The sequence below is a fragment of the Claveliimonas bilis genome, assembly GCF_020892095.1.
Lineage (GTDB): Bacteria > Bacillota > Clostridia > Lachnospirales > Lachnospiraceae > Claveliimonas > Claveliimonas bilis.
This window is the reverse complement of record NZ_AP024845.1, coordinates 78,388-93,290: the sequence shown is the minus strand read 5'-3', so window position 1 is coordinate 93,290 and position 14,903 is coordinate 78,388. Positions and strand designations below refer to the sequence as shown.

General features: G+C 45.2%; 12 protein-coding genes and 1 pseudogene. 11 read left to right on the top strand and 2 right to left on the bottom strand.

The window, feature by feature from the left end; genetic code table 11:
- Position 1 precedes the first annotated feature (1 nt).
- From EUBC25_RS00475 to EUBC25_RS00465, 3 genes are read left to right on the top strand one after another with little or no spacing between them, the layout of a single operon-like run.
- Positions 2-1,246 (top strand): competence/damage-inducible protein A, encoded by a 1,245-nt coding sequence (locus EUBC25_RS00475; RefSeq protein WP_230106305.1) that lies wholly within the window; start codon positions 2-4, stop codon positions 1,244-1,246.
- A gap of 19 nt (positions 1,247-1,265) precedes the next feature.
- Positions 1,266-2,705 (top strand): GNAT family N-acetyltransferase, encoded by a 1,440-nt coding sequence (locus EUBC25_RS00470; protein WP_230106304.1) that lies wholly within the window; start codon positions 1,266-1,268, stop codon positions 2,703-2,705.
- 18 nt (positions 2,706-2,723) lie between these two features.
- Positions 2,724-4,898 (top strand): DNA topoisomerase III, encoded by a 2,175-nt coding sequence (locus EUBC25_RS00465; protein WP_230106303.1) that lies wholly within the window; start codon positions 2,724-2,726, stop codon positions 4,896-4,898.
- 62 nt (positions 4,899-4,960) lie between these two features.
- On the opposite strand, the gene EUBC25_RS00460 is transcribed toward EUBC25_RS00465, so the two are convergent.
- On the bottom strand, positions 4,961-5,971 hold the full coding sequence (locus EUBC25_RS00460; RefSeq protein WP_230106302.1) for a GGGtGRT protein: 1,011 nt from the start codon (positions 5,969-5,971) through the stop codon (positions 4,961-4,963).
- A gap of 29 nt (positions 5,972-6,000) precedes the next feature.
- On the bottom strand, positions 6,001-6,693 hold the full coding sequence (locus EUBC25_RS00455) for an iron-sulfur cluster assembly scaffold protein (protein WP_230106301.1): 693 nt from the start codon (positions 6,691-6,693) through the stop codon (positions 6,001-6,003).
- 349 nt (positions 6,694-7,042) lie between these two features.
- On the opposite strand from EUBC25_RS00455, the gene EUBC25_RS00450 reads away from it, so the two are divergent.
- The 8 genes and pseudogenes from EUBC25_RS00450 to EUBC25_RS14965 form a co-directional block, all read left to right on the top strand.
- Entirely contained in the window at positions 7,043-7,213 is a 171-nt protein-coding gene (locus EUBC25_RS00450; protein WP_230106300.1) for a hypothetical protein, read from the top strand.
- Positions 7,214-7,309: 96 nt separating this feature from the next.
- Positions 7,310-7,969 (top strand): GntR family transcriptional regulator, encoded by a 660-nt coding sequence (locus EUBC25_RS00445; RefSeq protein WP_230106299.1) that lies wholly within the window; start codon positions 7,310-7,312, stop codon positions 7,967-7,969.
- Positions 7,970-8,062: 93 nt separating this feature from the next.
- Positions 8,063-10,072 (top strand): alpha/beta hydrolase family protein, encoded by a 2,010-nt coding sequence (locus EUBC25_RS00440; RefSeq protein ID WP_230106298.1) that lies wholly within the window; start codon positions 8,063-8,065, stop codon positions 10,070-10,072.
- A gap of 4 nt (positions 10,073-10,076) precedes the next feature.
- Positions 10,077-10,448 carry a TolB-like translocation protein gene (locus tag EUBC25_RS00435; protein ID WP_230106297.1) on the top strand — a complete coding sequence of 124 codons (372 nt, stop codon included), beginning with the start codon at positions 10,077-10,079 and terminating at the stop codon, positions 10,446-10,448.
- Between the two features lie 132 nt (positions 10,449-10,580).
- Positions 10,581-12,032 carry an alpha/beta hydrolase family protein gene (locus EUBC25_RS00430; protein WP_230106296.1) on the top strand — a complete coding sequence of 484 codons (1,452 nt, stop codon included), beginning with the start codon at positions 10,581-10,583 and terminating at the stop codon, positions 12,030-12,032.
- A 21-nt stretch (positions 12,033-12,053) separates the two neighbouring features.
- The gene (locus EUBC25_RS00425) at positions 12,054-12,803 is read left to right on the top strand and encodes a hypothetical protein (protein WP_230106295.1); all 750 of its coding nucleotides are present in this window, start codon (positions 12,054-12,056) and stop codon (positions 12,801-12,803) included.
- A gap of 168 nt (positions 12,804-12,971) precedes the next feature.
- On the top strand, positions 12,972-13,505 hold the full coding sequence (locus tag EUBC25_RS00420) for a helix-turn-helix domain-containing protein (protein WP_230106294.1): 534 nt from the start codon (positions 12,972-12,974) through the stop codon (positions 13,503-13,505).
- Between the two features lie 14 nt (positions 13,506-13,519).
- A pseudogene (locus EUBC25_RS14965) lies at positions 13,520-14,455 on the top strand (ABC transporter ATP-binding protein); the annotation flags it as partial.
- Positions 14,456-14,903: the final 448 nt, after the last annotated feature.

The following is a 14,903-nucleotide window of genomic DNA, read 5'->3' as shown; positions in this document are numbered from 1 at the left end:
AATGACAGTGGAACTCATATCCGTAGGGACAGAGATCCTTCTTGGAAATATTGTAAATACCAATGCGGCTTACCTGGCTGAAAAGATCGCGATTCTGGGCTTATCCTGCTATCATCAAAGCGCGGTAGGCGACAATGAAGAAAGACTGGAAGATGCAATCCGTCTGGCGCTTTCCAGATCAGATATTGTGATTTTAAGTGGCGGACTGGGTCCCACAAAAGACGATCTGACAAAAGAAGTAACAGCGAAAGTATTCGGCAGAGAGCTTTACGAGGATGCCCATACAAAAGAGCGGATCCAGTCCTATTTCGATCAGACAGGACTGAAAAAGGAGATCACGCCCAACAACTGGAAACAGGCTCTTGTGCCGGAGGGAGCAATTGTAGTGGATAACCATAACGGAACGGCTCCGGGGCTGATTCTGGAAGGTGAGGGAAAGACAGCGATCCTTCTTCCCGGTCCTCCAAATGAGATCAAACCAATGTTCGAACGGGACATTGCTCCATATCTGAACCGCCTGCAGCCGGAAGGAATCTATTCTACCATGGTAAAGGTTTGCTCTATTGGAGAGAGTAAGGCAGAGACGATGGTGGCAGATCTGATGGAGGAGCAGACCAATCCGACTCTTGCGCCGTATGCCAAGACCGGTGAAGTACATTTCCGTGTAACGGCTAAGGCGGCGGACGAAGAGACAGCCGGAAAATTAATGGAGCCCATGCTCCAGGAGCTGAAAAAGCGGTTTGGAAATTATATTTTCACCATGGATGAAAATGTAACAATGGAGGAGTCTATTGTAGATCTTTTGAAGGAAAAACAGATGACAGTAACGACTGCGGAATCCTGTACAGGCGGTCTGCTCTCCGGTCGTATTTTAAATGTACCCGGGGCATCTGCTGTATATAAAGAAGGATATATTACTTATTCCAACGAAGCCAAAGAAAAATTGCTTGGTGTGTCCCATGAGACGTTGGAGACATATGGTGCTGTCAGCTATGAGACTGCCAGGAAAATGGCAGCCGGAGCAGCGCGGTCGGCCGGGGCAGATGTAGCTTTGGCGGTGACGGGAATTGCCGGACCGGACGGAGGAACGAAGGAAAAACCGGTAGGACTTGTCTATATCGGGTGCTTTGTGAAGGGGAAAGTAAGAGCAGAAGAATTTCATTTTACAGGTAACAGAAGCAAGAACAGAGATTATGCAGTGATAAAGGCGCTGACCCTTCTTCGGGAGGAGCTGCTTGAGAAGTAAGCTTAAGGAGGAAAAGAATATGATGATACGACGGCTGTACGGTCAGGAAGTATTGGATGCACTTCACCTTGTATGGGATGTTTTTGTACAGGATGTAGCTCCCTGTTATACGTCAGAGGGAGTGGAGGCCTTTTCCCAGTTCATCCGGTATGAAAATATTGAGCAGAAAATGAGAACAGAAGGATTGACTGTATTTGGCGCTTATGAGGGAAATGTGCTGAAAGGCGCAGGTGCCATCCATCCTTCGGGACATATTGCACTTTTGTTTGTGAAAAAAGAAGATCAGGGCAAGGGAATCGGGAAGCAGATTTTTCATGCCCTGTGCGGGTATGCGGCGCAGACTTTCCATGTGACCAAGATTACGGTAAATGCGGCGCCCGGATCAGTCGAGGCATACCGTCATTTTGGAATGCGGGATGTGGCTTCGGAACAGGTAAGGGACGGCATCCGGTTTATTCCGCTTGAAATGTGGATCACACCTGCAGCGCCGAAGAAAGATCATAAAAAGCTTTATCTGATCATTGGAGCGGCAGTCCTTTGTCTGGCAGTTTTTGTGCTCTCAGCTGTGGCAGTGTTCCGGGAGGTAGGCAATGCAGTGACAAGCCAGTCCCTATCAGAAGGCTGGCAGGACGGCGGCGAGGATTTTTATGACTGGTATGAGCAGATGCCCTATTCTTCTGACGGCCAGGATGGACAGGATTCTTCCGGGCAGGAGGACAGCGGGCTGGACGCGATCGACGCATATGTTTCTGATGAAGCAGATTATGAAGTAAAAGAAGAAAATTACAGCTATATTCCCGACGATACCACAAGTACAGTGATCCAATTTGAGGTTTATTATCCGCAGATAGAGGGATTAAGTGACTCTGTACAGAAGAAAGTGAATCAGACACTGGAAAACTGTGCCATGGAGACAGTGGATAAGCTTTATCTGAATCCTTCACAGGAAATGAAAGAGAAAGTATTGAGCGAGGACAATCCGGTACTTGCAAGTCTTGTAGAATATAAAGTTACGTATCAGGGAAAAGATATGTTAAGTGTCATGTTCCAGGATTACGGCTATGAGGGAAGTATGAGTGACAGCTATACAGCTCTTCGCTGTGTGAACATCAACCTGAAAGACGGAACAATCTATGATGTGAAAGATATTGTGGAGCTGAATGACGAGTTTATAGGAGAATGGCTGGACGGAATGCGGGATGAGGCAGATGAGGAAACTCTTCTTTCTGAATTGAACGAGGAAGAGATGAAGGAAGTGCTGGCAGGTGACAGCAGGGACGGCTGCTATGATGACAATTTCTTTGTAGATGCCGATGGAATAGAGATTGGCCTTAGCTTCCGCTATTCCGACACATCAGAAGCCAATACAGGCTTTGCGTGGGTGACAGCGCCTTTTGAGCTGGATGAACTTGCGCCTTATCAGACAGACAGCAGTTTCTGGGATCTGCTGGAATCATAAACGGAGAAAACAGAAAATATGAAAGCATTAGTAATAGCAGAAAAGCCATCAGTAGCAAGGGATATTGGCCGTGTTTTGAAATGTACCAAAAACGGCTCCGGCTTTCTGGAGGGCGGACAGTACGTGGTAACATGGGGTCTGGGGCATCTGGTCACCCTGGCAGATCCAGAGGATTATGATCCAAAATATAAGACCTGGAAGATGGAAGATCTTCCGATGATGCCGGAACATTTTAAACTGGAAGTGATCCGTCAGACACAGAAACAGTATCACGCGGTGAAAAGCCAGATCCACAGAAAGGATATAGGAGAGATCATCATTGCTACAGACGCGGGGAGAGAAGGAGAGCTGGTAGCACGGCTGATCCTGGAAAAAGCCGGGAGCAAAAAGCCGGTGAAGAGACTCTGGATCTCTTCTGTAACAGATAAGGCAATCCGGGAAGGATTTGCTCATCTAAGAAGGGGAGAGGATTACAAGCCTCTTTATGATGCGGCGCTTTGCCGGGCAGAAGCAGACTGGCTGGTGGGTATGAATGCTACCAGAGCCCTGACCTGTAAATATAACGCCCAGCTTTCCTGCGGGCGGGTACAGACGCCGACGCTTGCTATTGTAGCCAAACAGGAGGAGAAGATCCGGAAATTTGTTCCGGAGACATTCTATGGGCTGAATGCGTATACAAAAGGGATCACTCTGACGTGGAGCGATCAGAAATCGGGAAGCAGCCGTACATTTGATAAAAACAGAATACAGGAGATCAAAAAGAAGGTGACCGGGAAGGAAGCGGTAATAACCGAGATGAAAACTTCCAGGAAGAAAACATTCCCGCCCCTTTTATATGATCTGACAGAACTTCAGAAAGATGCGTACCGGCGATTCGGATTCTCGCCCAAGGAGACGCTGAATATTATGCAGAGGCTCTATGAAAATCATAAAGTGCTTACTTATCCAAGGACAGACTCCCGCTATATCAGCAGTGATATTGTGCCTACTTTGAAAGACAGGGTACAGGCCTGTGCTGTGGGACCTTACCGGAAAGCTGCCGGGAAAGTTTTCAAAGGGCCTTTCACGAAAGATGCGCCCTTTGTCAATGATAAAAAGGTATCGGATCATCATGCCATCATTCCCACAGAGCAGTTTGTTCAGCTGGAACATATGACAGGCGAGGAACGAAAGATCTATGATCTTGTGATCAAAAGATTTCTTGCGGCTTTATATCCCCCGGCAGAATTTGAAGAGATAAAAATAACTGCCGTAATAGAAGGAGAAACCTTTACGGCAAAAGGCAGGAAGGTGCTGAAAGAAGGCTGGAGAGAAGTATACAGTCAGGAGGAAGATCCGGACGAAGAACAGGATATGCCAAAAGCATTCCCTCCCATGGAAAAGGGAAAACATATACAGGGGCTGTCTTTTACTGTCACAGAAGGAAAGACAAAGCCCCCGGCAAGATTCAACGAAGGAACTCTTCTTGCCGCTATGGAAAGTCCTGCTGCTTACATGGAAACACAGGATAAGAAGGCTGCAAAAACATTGGGAGAGACCGGAGGGCTCGGAACCGTGGCAACCCGCGCGGATATTATAGATAAGCTTTTCGGCAGTTTTCTCCTGGAAAAAAAGGGAAGCGAGATCTATCTGACTTCCAAGGCGAAACAGCTTCTTGAGCTGGTGCCGGAAGACCTGAAAAAGCCGGAACTTACGGCAGACTGGGAGATGAAGCTTTCCAGAATCGCTGACGGGAAGATGAAGCGAGGCACATTCATGCATGAGATCCGGGACTATGCAAACAGTCTGACAGAAGAGATACGGACGGGAGAAGGTACTTTCCGTCATGATAATCTGACCAATACAAAATGTCCGGTGTGCGGGAAGAGAATGCTGAAAGTACAGGGAAAGAAGTCAGAAATGCTGGTCTGCCAGGACAGGGAATGCGGACACCGGGAGGTGCTGGCAAGAGTATCCAATGCAAGATGTCCAAACTGCCATAAGAAAATGATGCTTAGAGGGCAGGGGGATGGCCAGGTATTTGTATGTGCCTGCGGATATAAGGAAAAACTTTCCGCTTTCAAAGAGAGAAGGAAGAAAGAGGGAGCAGGAGTCAGCAAAAAGGATGTTCAGAAATATCTGAACAAACAGAAGGATGAACCTGTGAATCTGGCTTTTGCAGAGGCTTTTGCGAAATTGAAGCTGGATGAATAGAATAGAAAAAATCCGCTGTGATAATCAGGTCACAGCGGATTTTTGACTCTTGTGAGATTTTCTTAGAATTTTCCTGCCTTTGCAGCTTCTTCAATAGAAACGGCAACAGCAACTGTCATACCAACCATCGGGTTGTTTCCTGCTCCGATCAGACCCATCATTTCAACGTGAGCCGGAACAGAAGAGGATCCTGCAAACTGTGCATCAGAATGCATACGTCCCAGTGTATCTGTCATACCGTAGGAAGCCGGTCCTGCAGCCATGTTGTCCGGGTGAAGAGTACGTCCTGTACCACCGCCGGAAGCAACAGAGAAGTATTTCTTTCCTGCTTCTACACATTCTTTTTTGTATGTTCCTGCAACCGGATGCTGGAAACGTGTCGGGTTTGTGGAGTTACCTGTGATGGAGACATCAACGCCTTCCTTCCACATGATAGCAACACCTTCACGTACGTCGTTTGCACCATAGCAGTTTACTTTGGAGCGAAGTCCGTCAGAATAAGCGATTCTCTGAACTTCTTTCAGTTCTCCTGTATAGTAATCATATTCTGTCTGTACATAAGTAAATCCGTTGATTCTGGAAATGATCTTTGCAGCGTCTTTTCCAAGTCCGTTCAGGATAACGCGAAGAGGTTTCTTACGAACTTTGTTTGCTTTTTCAGCAATACCGATTGCACCTTCAGCAGCGGCAAAAGACTCATGTCCTGCAAGGAAAGCGAAACAGTCTGTTTCTTCTTCCAGAAGCATTTTTCCGAGATTTCCATGTCCAAGTCCAACTTTACGCTGATCAGCTACAGAACCCGGAATACAGAAAGCCTGAAGACCTTCTCCGATTGCAGCAGCAGCGTCAGCAGCTCTTGAACATCCCTTTTTGATTGCGATTGCAGCACCTGTAATATATGCCCAGCAGGCATTTTCAAAACAGATAGGCTGGATTCCCTTGATCTGATTGTATACGTCCAGTCCGGCGTCCTTTGTGATTTTTTCAGCTTCTTCTAATGAAGCAATGCCGTAGCTGTTTAATACTTCATTGATTTTATCTATTCTTCTTTCATATGATTCAAATAAAGCCATTTATGTATCCTCCTGAATTATTACCTTTATTACTCTTTGCGCGGATCGATGATTTTAACAGCATCAGCAACACGGCCGTACTGACCTTTTGCTTTCTCCCATGCATCGTTTGGTGTGTCACCGGCTTTGATGAAGTCTGTGAACTTTCCAAGGCTTACGAACTGATATCCGATGATCTCATCATGTTCATCCAGTGCGATTCCTGTGACATAACCTTCAGCCATTTCGAGGTAACGAGGTCCTTTTGCCAGCGTACCGTACATAGTACCAACCTGAGAGCGAAGTCCTTTTCCAAGGTCTTCAAGTCCTGCACCGATCGGAAGCCCGTCCTCAGAGAATGCGCTCTGAGTTCTTCCGTATACGATCTGGAGGAAAAGTTCTCTCATTGCTGTATTGATAGCGTCGCAGACCAGGTCTGTATTCAGCGCTTCCAGAATTGTTTTTCCAGGAAGGATTTCAGAAGCCATAGCTGCAGAGTGAGTCATACCGGAACATCCGATTGTCTCTACAAGTGCCTCCTGAATGATTCCGTCTTTGACATTTAAAGTCAGTTTGCAGGTTCCCTGCTGCGGAGCACACCAGCCTACACCGTGTGTCAGACCGGAAATATCTTTAATTTCTTTTGCCTGTACCCATTTTGCTTCTTCCGGGATTGGAGCTGGTCCGTGATTTGCACCTTGAGCTACCGGACACATCATTTCTACTTCATGTGAATAAATCATTTTAAAACTCCTTTCGATATGTATACATACTACTAGGACAGTATGTATGATTTTTCTGTAGGGTTTGTTATGTCTTTAACCCATACTTAAATTTATTTTCGCATAATTTGCAGGATTCGTCAATCAGGATTTGCAGAAAAACAGGTTTGTAGTAGGAGAGATGATATGGTAAACTTCTATTTAGGAAAGAGGTGTCAAGAATATGGTAAAATTAAACGATAATGCAAAAAAATATATGCTGAAGTTTGGGTGGAATGACGTAGTCTTAAGTGTGGAGGAATTTACCAGCTGATGTGCGCCTCCGTATAAGGAGATAGTGGTAAGTTTTACCAACGAGGATGAAGAAGCTATGGCGGAAAAAGGATACAGGGCAGATACAAGCGAGATAGGAAAAGTATACTATCCGGATCAGGGCGTAGAGTTGTCGGAAGAGATCGCTGTCAATTATGTGGAGTATCCGTGGATTACCTGTTTTCAGGTGGAAGGGATCCGGCCGGCAGAAGAAGAAAACAATATTTAAAATAAAAAATTTTTTATTTTATTTTGATTGCAAATCACGGAAAAAGAAGATATACTTTAAATAAGCAGAGCGCATGAGAGGAAAGGCGGATGAAAGATGAAAGTAAAAGTAAACCTGGATGAAGTTCTTTATCATAAGATCATTGAAAGTTTGATCCGGGGAGAATATGCTGTCGGTGAGAAAATTATGCTGAATGATCTGTGTGAAAAATTCGAGGTCAGCCGGACTCCTGTTGTGCAGGCTGTAAAAATGTTAGGCAAAGATGGAATTTTAAAGATCATGTCAAATGGAAGGGTGTATGTGCCGGATCTGGAAGAAGGAACAGTAGATCAGATTATTGAAATCCGCCGGCTTCTGGAGGGGCATGCTCTGGAGAAAACATTGAACGGAAGTAAAGAACATGTTGAAAGAACGATAAAAGATCTGCGAAAATATGCCGAACAGTGTCGGGAATGTTTTGAGAAGGAAGAATATGTAGAACTTGCCATGGCAGATCTGAAGTTTCACAGAGCAATTGTACAAAGTGCCGGAAATAAGATCATGGATGATCTTTACACTGGAGTGCAGGGAAGATTTATCGTACTGAATTACCTGATCAGGCCTTTGAAGACGAGAAAGTATGAAAGAACGGTAGAGGACCATTTTATGCTGATCGAGTTGATGGAAAACGGGAAAACAAAAGAAGCACTGCAAAAACTCGGCAATCATATCGGTGGATCAGGAGTTCCCGATACAGAAACAGACAAGGAAAAATAGTGAAAGAATAACGGAAGCCTTCGGGCTTCCATAAAAAAACATAAAAATAAAATTTTTTATTTTTAATTTTAAATTGCAAGAAAGGAGAAAATGATGAAAAAGAGCATCACATGCGAATCGTTTCTTGGCTATCAGTTTGTCAGTGATCCCCGTATTTCACCGGATGGGAAACACACTGCTTTCATTGTAAAGAAAGCAGATATTAAGGCGAATACATATCAGAGCAGCCTTTATCTGTTCAGTCATGAAACGAACGAGACAAAACAAATGACTTCTTTGGGCTCTGTAAACTCTTTTATCTGGGAGGACAATCAGACTATTTTATTTGCTTCTGTAAGAAGTGATAAGGTAAAGGAAGCCATAAAAAGCGGAGAGGAAATCATGAGTTTTCATACGCTGGATATTACAGGGGGAGAGGCAAAAGAAAGCTTCATTCTTCCTGTAAAGGGAACGTCTCTCATCCCGGTCGGAGGGGACAATTATGCTGTGATCGCCTCCTTCGATAACGAAAGACCGGATGTGGAGGGATTAGACGAGAGCGAAAAAAAGAAGCGGCTTCTGGAATATAAAAACAGAGGATATGAACATATCAGAGAGGTTCCTTTTACCGTTAATGGAGGCGGATATATCAGCCGTATCAGGAACCGGCTCTATCTCTACAACAGAAAGACAGGAAAGATCGAGGCTTTGACAGATCCCATGTTTAATGTGGCAGGAGTAAAGGCAGAACAGGGACGTATTCTGTATATCGGACAGAAATTTGAAGATGTCAAAAGCCTGAAAAACGGAGTCTATCTCTATGATACAGCGGCGAAAAAAAGCAGCTGCCTGCTGGAGCCGGGGAGATATCTTATCAAGGGATTCGATCTGTATCAGGACAAGGCTGTCCTGAATCTTACAGACGGTGAATCATATGGAAATGGACAGAATGGGGACTTTTATACCATTGATATTCAGACAAAGGAGCAGAAACTTCTCTTAAGCCATGAGCATCACTGTGTAGGAAATACTGTGACTACAGATGTGAAGCTGGGAGGCGGGCAGACCATGAAAAAGGACGGAAAATATTTGTATTTTACGTCTACTGTGGATATGGACTGCGTCATTGAACGGCTGGATATGGAGAGCGGGGAATGTCTGCGTATTACAGATAAAGGTTCCGTTGATTTCCTGGATGTGAAAGACGGGAAGCTGGTCTGTACTGCATTTACCGAAAGCCGCTTGGAAGAACTTTACGAGTGTAAGGACGGAAAACTTTGCCAGTTAACTCATCTCAATGATTTTGTTCAGGATGAGTATGATGTATGCACGCCGGAGTATATTGAAGTAAAGGGGAACGCTCCATGGGAGATCCAGGGATATGTGCTGAAACCGGCAGATTATGTTCCCGGTAAAAAGTATCCGGGCATCCTGGCAATGCACGGGGGTCCGAGACTTACTTATGGTCCGGTATTTATGCATCAAATGCAGATGTTTGCAAATGCAGGATATTTTGTATTTTTCTGCAATCCACGGGGATCAGAAGGAAGAGGAAATGAGTTCGGAGATATCAGACGCCGGTTTGGTGAGATAGATTATCAGGACTTTATGGAGTTTACAGACGGAGTGCTGAAAAAATATCCGGATATTGACGCCGCCCGTATCGGAGTAGAAGGCGGAAGCTATGGAGGATTTATGACAAACTGGATCATCGGGCATACGGATCGTTTCGCGGCGGCATGTTCCCAAAGATCGATCGCGAACTGGACATCTATGGAAGGATCCACTGATATCGGATATTATTTCTGCAAAGGACAGACCGGAGCCTCTCATATGGAAGATCATGAGCTTCAGTGGAAACAATCGCCGCTTGCCAGCGCTGATAAGTGTACCACCCCCACCTTGTTTATCTATGGAGAAAAGGATTATCGCTGTTATATGGGAGAGGCATTCCAGATGTTTGCAGCGCTGAAGCTGCACGGATGTGATGCGAAACTATGTCTGTTTGAGGGTGAAAACCATGAGCTGTCCAGATCGGGAAGACCGAAACAGAGGATGAAGAGGCTGGAAGAGATGAAGGCCTGGTTTGATAAATATCTAATGAAAACAGATAAGGAGGTGTAGGAATATGGAAAAGAGAAAAATAGAACCCAATGATCTGTACGAATTTCCGCTGCCCTATGATGTCACCTGCTCACCGGATGGGAAATATGCCGCTTATCTGTTTGCATTTCTGAACAAAGAAAAAGATTGTTGTGAGTCAGAACTTAGGGTACTGTGCCTGGAGACAGGAGAAGAGAAAGTCCTGACTGCCACAAGAGATGTGGGTGCCTATAAATGGATTTCTTCAACGGAGATCATATTTTCTTCCAGGCGTTCCAACCCGGCGCCGGGAAGCACAGATTTCTACATCCTTTCTCTGGAAGGAGGAGAGGCGAAAAAAGTCCTGTCTATTCCGAGAGTATGTACAGTGCCGGAACAGTTAAAAGAAAAAGAATGACTGATCCTGTTTAAAGCTCCGACAGATCCGTCTGAAAAGACCGCAGACCGTGCGGAGGAAGGGAAAGATTACTGGACCTTTACGGATAAGCCGTTTATCCGGGACGGAGAGCCGCTTGGACAGCGCCGGAGAATGCAGGCAGCAATCTACTTAGAGGAAACAAAAGAGATCCGCAGGATCAGTGAGAAATATTTTGAAGTGCGGGGCTGTACGACAACAGAAGACCGCCAGAAGATTCTCTATTTTGGAAGGAACTATGAGGATAGTGAGCCTATGTTTGACACTCTGGTGGAGTACGATGTGGCGGAAGGAAAGAACAAAACCCTGATAGAGGGAGGCAAACTTCAGATCAGTCTTGCAAAATATGTGGGAGAGAAGGTTATTCTGCTTCAGGCATCTCAACTGAAAAGTTCAGCGACGGAAAATCATGACCTGTATCTTTATCACAGAGACACAGGGGAATTGGAGCTGATGGCAAAACCGGATGGAATGTTTACGACAATGCTGGATGTGGATTCTGTAAAGACCGGAGGACAGGGCGTGAAGGTCAGCGGCGACTGTCTGATCGGAGCAGTTATCCGCGGATGCAGAACAGTATTTGATGAGGTCAATGTGACAACAAAAACCATCCGTACCATTGCATCTGTAGACGCATTTATGTCACTGGATGTATTTGGAGATAAAATCTATACTTTTGCCCTGGAAAACTATCAGCTGACAGAGCTCTACCGGATTGACAGGAAGAGCGGCCAAAAAGAGAAGCTGACAGATTTTTCCTCCGACTATATGGGAACGCATAAAGTTTCCCTGCCTGAGAAACTGACCTTTTCTGCATCAAACGGAGAAGAAGTGGACGGCTTTGTTATCCCTCCTGTGGATGAGGATAAAACAAAAAAATATCCGGCTGTACTGCTGATCCATGGGGGCCCGAAGTGGGCGTACGGTTCTATGTTTACCCATCTGAAGCAATGTCTTGCGGCCAGGGGGATGTATGTTATCTACTGTAATCCTCATGGCGGAGATGGAAAAGGGAATTCGTTTCTGGAGATGGTGGATCGCTGGGGATGTGAAGATTATGATCAGATCATGGAATTTACAGATGAGTGTATCCGCCTCTATCCGGGAATTGATGAGAATCGTCTGGGAGTGACAGGAGGAAGTTATGGCGGATACATGACGAACTGGATCATCGGTCATACAGATCGTTTTAAGGCGGCTGTGACTCAGAGGGGAATCTGTAATCTGACGACAGAGGGGCTTATCAGTGATTTCGGAGACAGAGTAATGAAACAATCCTCCGGAGACAAGACGCCCTGGAATAAGGAGGAAGCTCTCTGGGATCATTCTCCTTTAAAGTATGTGAAAAATGTTAAGGCTCCAACATTGATCATGCACAGCGACCGGGATTACCGTTGTCCTGAAATAGAAGCATTTCAGATGTTCACGGCGCTCAAGCAGACGGGAGTGGACACAGAGATGATCCTGTTTCATGGGGATTCTCACGGACTGTCAAGAAATGGGAAACCGTCTCACCGCATTGTCAGGATCAATGCGATCATAGACTGGATGGGAAAATACTTATAGAGAAAGAGAAGGTGTAAAGTTATGGGAGATATGTTATTATGGTTTAGCGTTGTGCTTATATTATTTGCAGTAGGTAATCTCATTGCCAATCTCACCAAGGCAAAAATTTCGGCAGTGTTTGTTACTTTGTTGCTGTTTTTGATCCTCTTTGTGACAAAGGTAATCCCGTCTGACATTATTGATCGGGCAGGTATGACAGATGCAGCCAGCTGGAGTGTTCCGATGATCATGTTCAGTATGGGAACAATGCTTAATATCAGACAGTTTATAGATGAATGGCGTACAGTGTTGACTGCCTGGCTTGGAATCGCGGCAGTTATTATCCTTGTTATAGGTGTTATTGTGACAGCGCTCGGCATTGTACCAAAAGATATTCTGGAAAAAGGAAAACTGAAAGGGTTCATTAACATGGTTGTATTTGCAGCGGTTATCCCATCGCTGGCGTCCATATCCCTTACAGACCTGATCAGTCTGATCGTCCCGGTTGTTGCCATGTTTGCCGTATCTATCGTGGCGGTTTTCATTATGATGAAAATTCTTCCCGGATGGAAGATCATCGGCTCCAAACCACTGGCTTTCGGTGTGGGATTTTGCCAGATGCTGGGATTCCCGACTACCTACCTTATCTCCAATGAAGTGTGCAATGCAGTAGGAGAGACTGAGGAAGAAAGAGCTTACCTGATGTCAAAGATCATGCCGAAACTGGTAGTAGGCGGACTGGCATGTCTCGTATCTGTACTGGTAGCCGGCGTAATGGCACCTATGCTGTAATATAAAGAAAGAAAAAGTAAAAGCAGATCCTGCATTTCCAGGGCTTGAACCTGGAATGCAGGATTTTTTTTGAAAAAAAGATTGCAATTTATATGCAACTATGTATAATAGGATTTGTTCGGTAATTTTTAACCAAAAGTATAGTATTAGAAAACAGGAGGCGTCAACGTGGATATCGGAAAGAAAATAAAGGAGCTTCGCCTGCAGAACGATCTGACATTAGGCGATCTTGCATCCAGAAGTGAACTGACCAAGGGCTTTTTGTCGCAGGTGGAGAGAAATCTCACTACACCGAGCATAGCGACACTGGAGGATATCCTGGAGGCTCTTGGAAGCAATCTGTCCGACTTCTTTCATGAGGAGGAAGAAAAGAAGATTGTATTTCAGACCCAGGATTTTTTTGTGGATGAACAGGAGGACTGCACCATTGAATGGATTGTTCCCAATGCACAGAAAAATCAGATGGAACCGATCATCCTGACACTGCATCCCAGAAAAAAGAGCCAGATCATGTCAGCTTATCAGGGACAGGAATTTGGCTATGTATTAAAGGGGAATGTGACGATCGTACAGGGCAGTAAAAAGTACAAAGTGAAGGCAAAGGAAACATTTTATATGGACGGATCCAAAAGCCATTACCTGTATAATCACGGAAACAGTGACGCCAAGATCCTTTGGATCACAACACCGCCAATGTTTTAAGGAGGAGAGGAAAGATGGAAGAGAAGAAGCTGATAGAGTTTCGGGATATTGTAAAAAACTTTGACGGACAGATTGTTTTGAAGGGGATCAATCTGGACATTTATGAGAATGAATTTGTAACGCTGCTTGGTCCAAGCGGCTGCGGGAAGACGACACTTCTGCGCATTTTGGGAGGGTTTCTGGACGCTGACGAGGGAAAGGTCATTTTTGATGGAGAGGAGATCAGTAAAAAGCCTCCCTATGAGAGAGAATTGAATACAGTGTTTCAGAAATATGCGCTTTTTCCCCATTTAAGTGTATATGAAAATATTGCGTTCGGACTGAAGATCAAGAAAATGAGCAAGGATGTCATTGAGCAGAAAGTCATGAAAATGTTAAAACTGATCGGTCTGGAAGGATTTGAAGATAAAAACACCATGCTGCTCTCCGGAGGACAGCAGCAGAGAGTTGCCATAGCAAGAGCGCTGGTAAATGAGCCGAAAGTACTCCTTCTGGATGAGCCTCTTGCAGCGCTGGATCTGAAGCTTCGAAAAGAGATGCAGTACGAACTGAAGAGGATCCAGCAGGAAGTCGGGATTACCTTTATCTTTGTTACCCACGATCAGGAGGAGGCGCTTACCATGTCTGACAAGATCGTGGTTATGAAAAACGGAGAGATCCAGCAGGTGGGAACGCCGCAGGATATCTATAATGAGCCGGCCAACCGGTTCGTGGCAAATTTCATCGGAGAGAGCAACATCATTCCGGCTGTGATGCTTGAGGATTATAAGGTGCGCTTTGACGATATTACCTTCGACTGCGTAGATTTCGGATTTAAGGAAAACGAACCGGTGGATGTGGTGATCCGTCCGGAAGATATTGATATTGTGGATGTTGAAAAGGGCAAAATGACAGGAGAAGTATTGAGCGTCCTGTTCAAGGGAGTTCACTATGAAATTATGGTGGAAACTGTGCCTGGTACCAGTGTGACAGTCAACATGCGTGTGATCCGCAATCAGGATGTGACAAGTGAGGACGGAAAGGAAAAGATCAGCGCCAACAATTTCTATGTGGATATTGATGATGTGGAAGATCTGGACGACAAGGAGATCATTGCCCTTTCCAACGCACAGGCGTGGGATCCGGAAAGTGATGAGTTTATTTCTATTGCAAAAGTAGAATATGAGCTTTCACGGGAGGAGGGACAGTACCCCGTTACCTTTACAACTTCCAACGGAACCAGTATTGAGCGTACCATCTTTGTGGTAGACCAGCCTTTCGTAAAAAATGAAAAAGCAAATGAGGCGGTCATGGCATTTAACTTCTTCAAGACAGTGGATGAGATCACAGAGTCCCAGGCTCTTGACACAGACCTTAAGACATGGGCCGGGGCACAGGGATGGAAATTGAGTGATGAGG

Excerpts from the sequence above, each read along its gene's own strand:
- EUBC25_RS00475 (WP_230106305.1), top strand. The coding sequence starts at position 2 with ATGACAGTGGAACTCATATCCGTAGGGACAGAGATCCTTCTTGGAAAT.
- EUBC25_RS00470 (WP_230106304.1), top strand. The coding sequence starts at position 1,266 with ATGATGATACGACGGCTGTACGGTCAGGAAGTATTGGATGCACTTCAC.
- EUBC25_RS00465 (WP_230106303.1), top strand. The coding sequence starts at position 2,724 with ATGAAAGCATTAGTAATAGCAGAAAAGCCATCAGTAGCAAGGGATATT.
- EUBC25_RS00460 (WP_230106302.1), bottom strand. The coding sequence starts at position 5,971 with ATGGCTTTATTTGAATCATATGAAAGAAGAATAGATAAAATCAATGAA.
- EUBC25_RS00455 (WP_230106301.1), bottom strand. The coding sequence starts at position 6,693 with ATGATTTATTCACATGAAGTAGAAATGATGTGTCCGGTAGCTCAAGGT.
- EUBC25_RS00450 (WP_230106300.1), top strand. The coding sequence starts at position 7,043 with ATGGCGGAAAAAGGATACAGGGCAGATACAAGCGAGATAGGAAAAGTA.
- EUBC25_RS00445 (WP_230106299.1), top strand. The coding sequence starts at position 7,310 with ATGAAAGTAAAAGTAAACCTGGATGAAGTTCTTTATCATAAGATCATT.
- EUBC25_RS00440 (WP_230106298.1), top strand. The coding sequence starts at position 8,063 with ATGAAAAAGAGCATCACATGCGAATCGTTTCTTGGCTATCAGTTTGTC.
- EUBC25_RS00435 (WP_230106297.1), top strand. The coding sequence starts at position 10,077 with ATGGAAAAGAGAAAAATAGAACCCAATGATCTGTACGAATTTCCGCTG.
- EUBC25_RS00430 (WP_230106296.1), top strand. The coding sequence starts at position 10,581 with ATGCAGGCAGCAATCTACTTAGAGGAAACAAAAGAGATCCGCAGGATC.
- EUBC25_RS00425 (WP_230106295.1), top strand. The coding sequence starts at position 12,054 with ATGGGAGATATGTTATTATGGTTTAGCGTTGTGCTTATATTATTTGCA.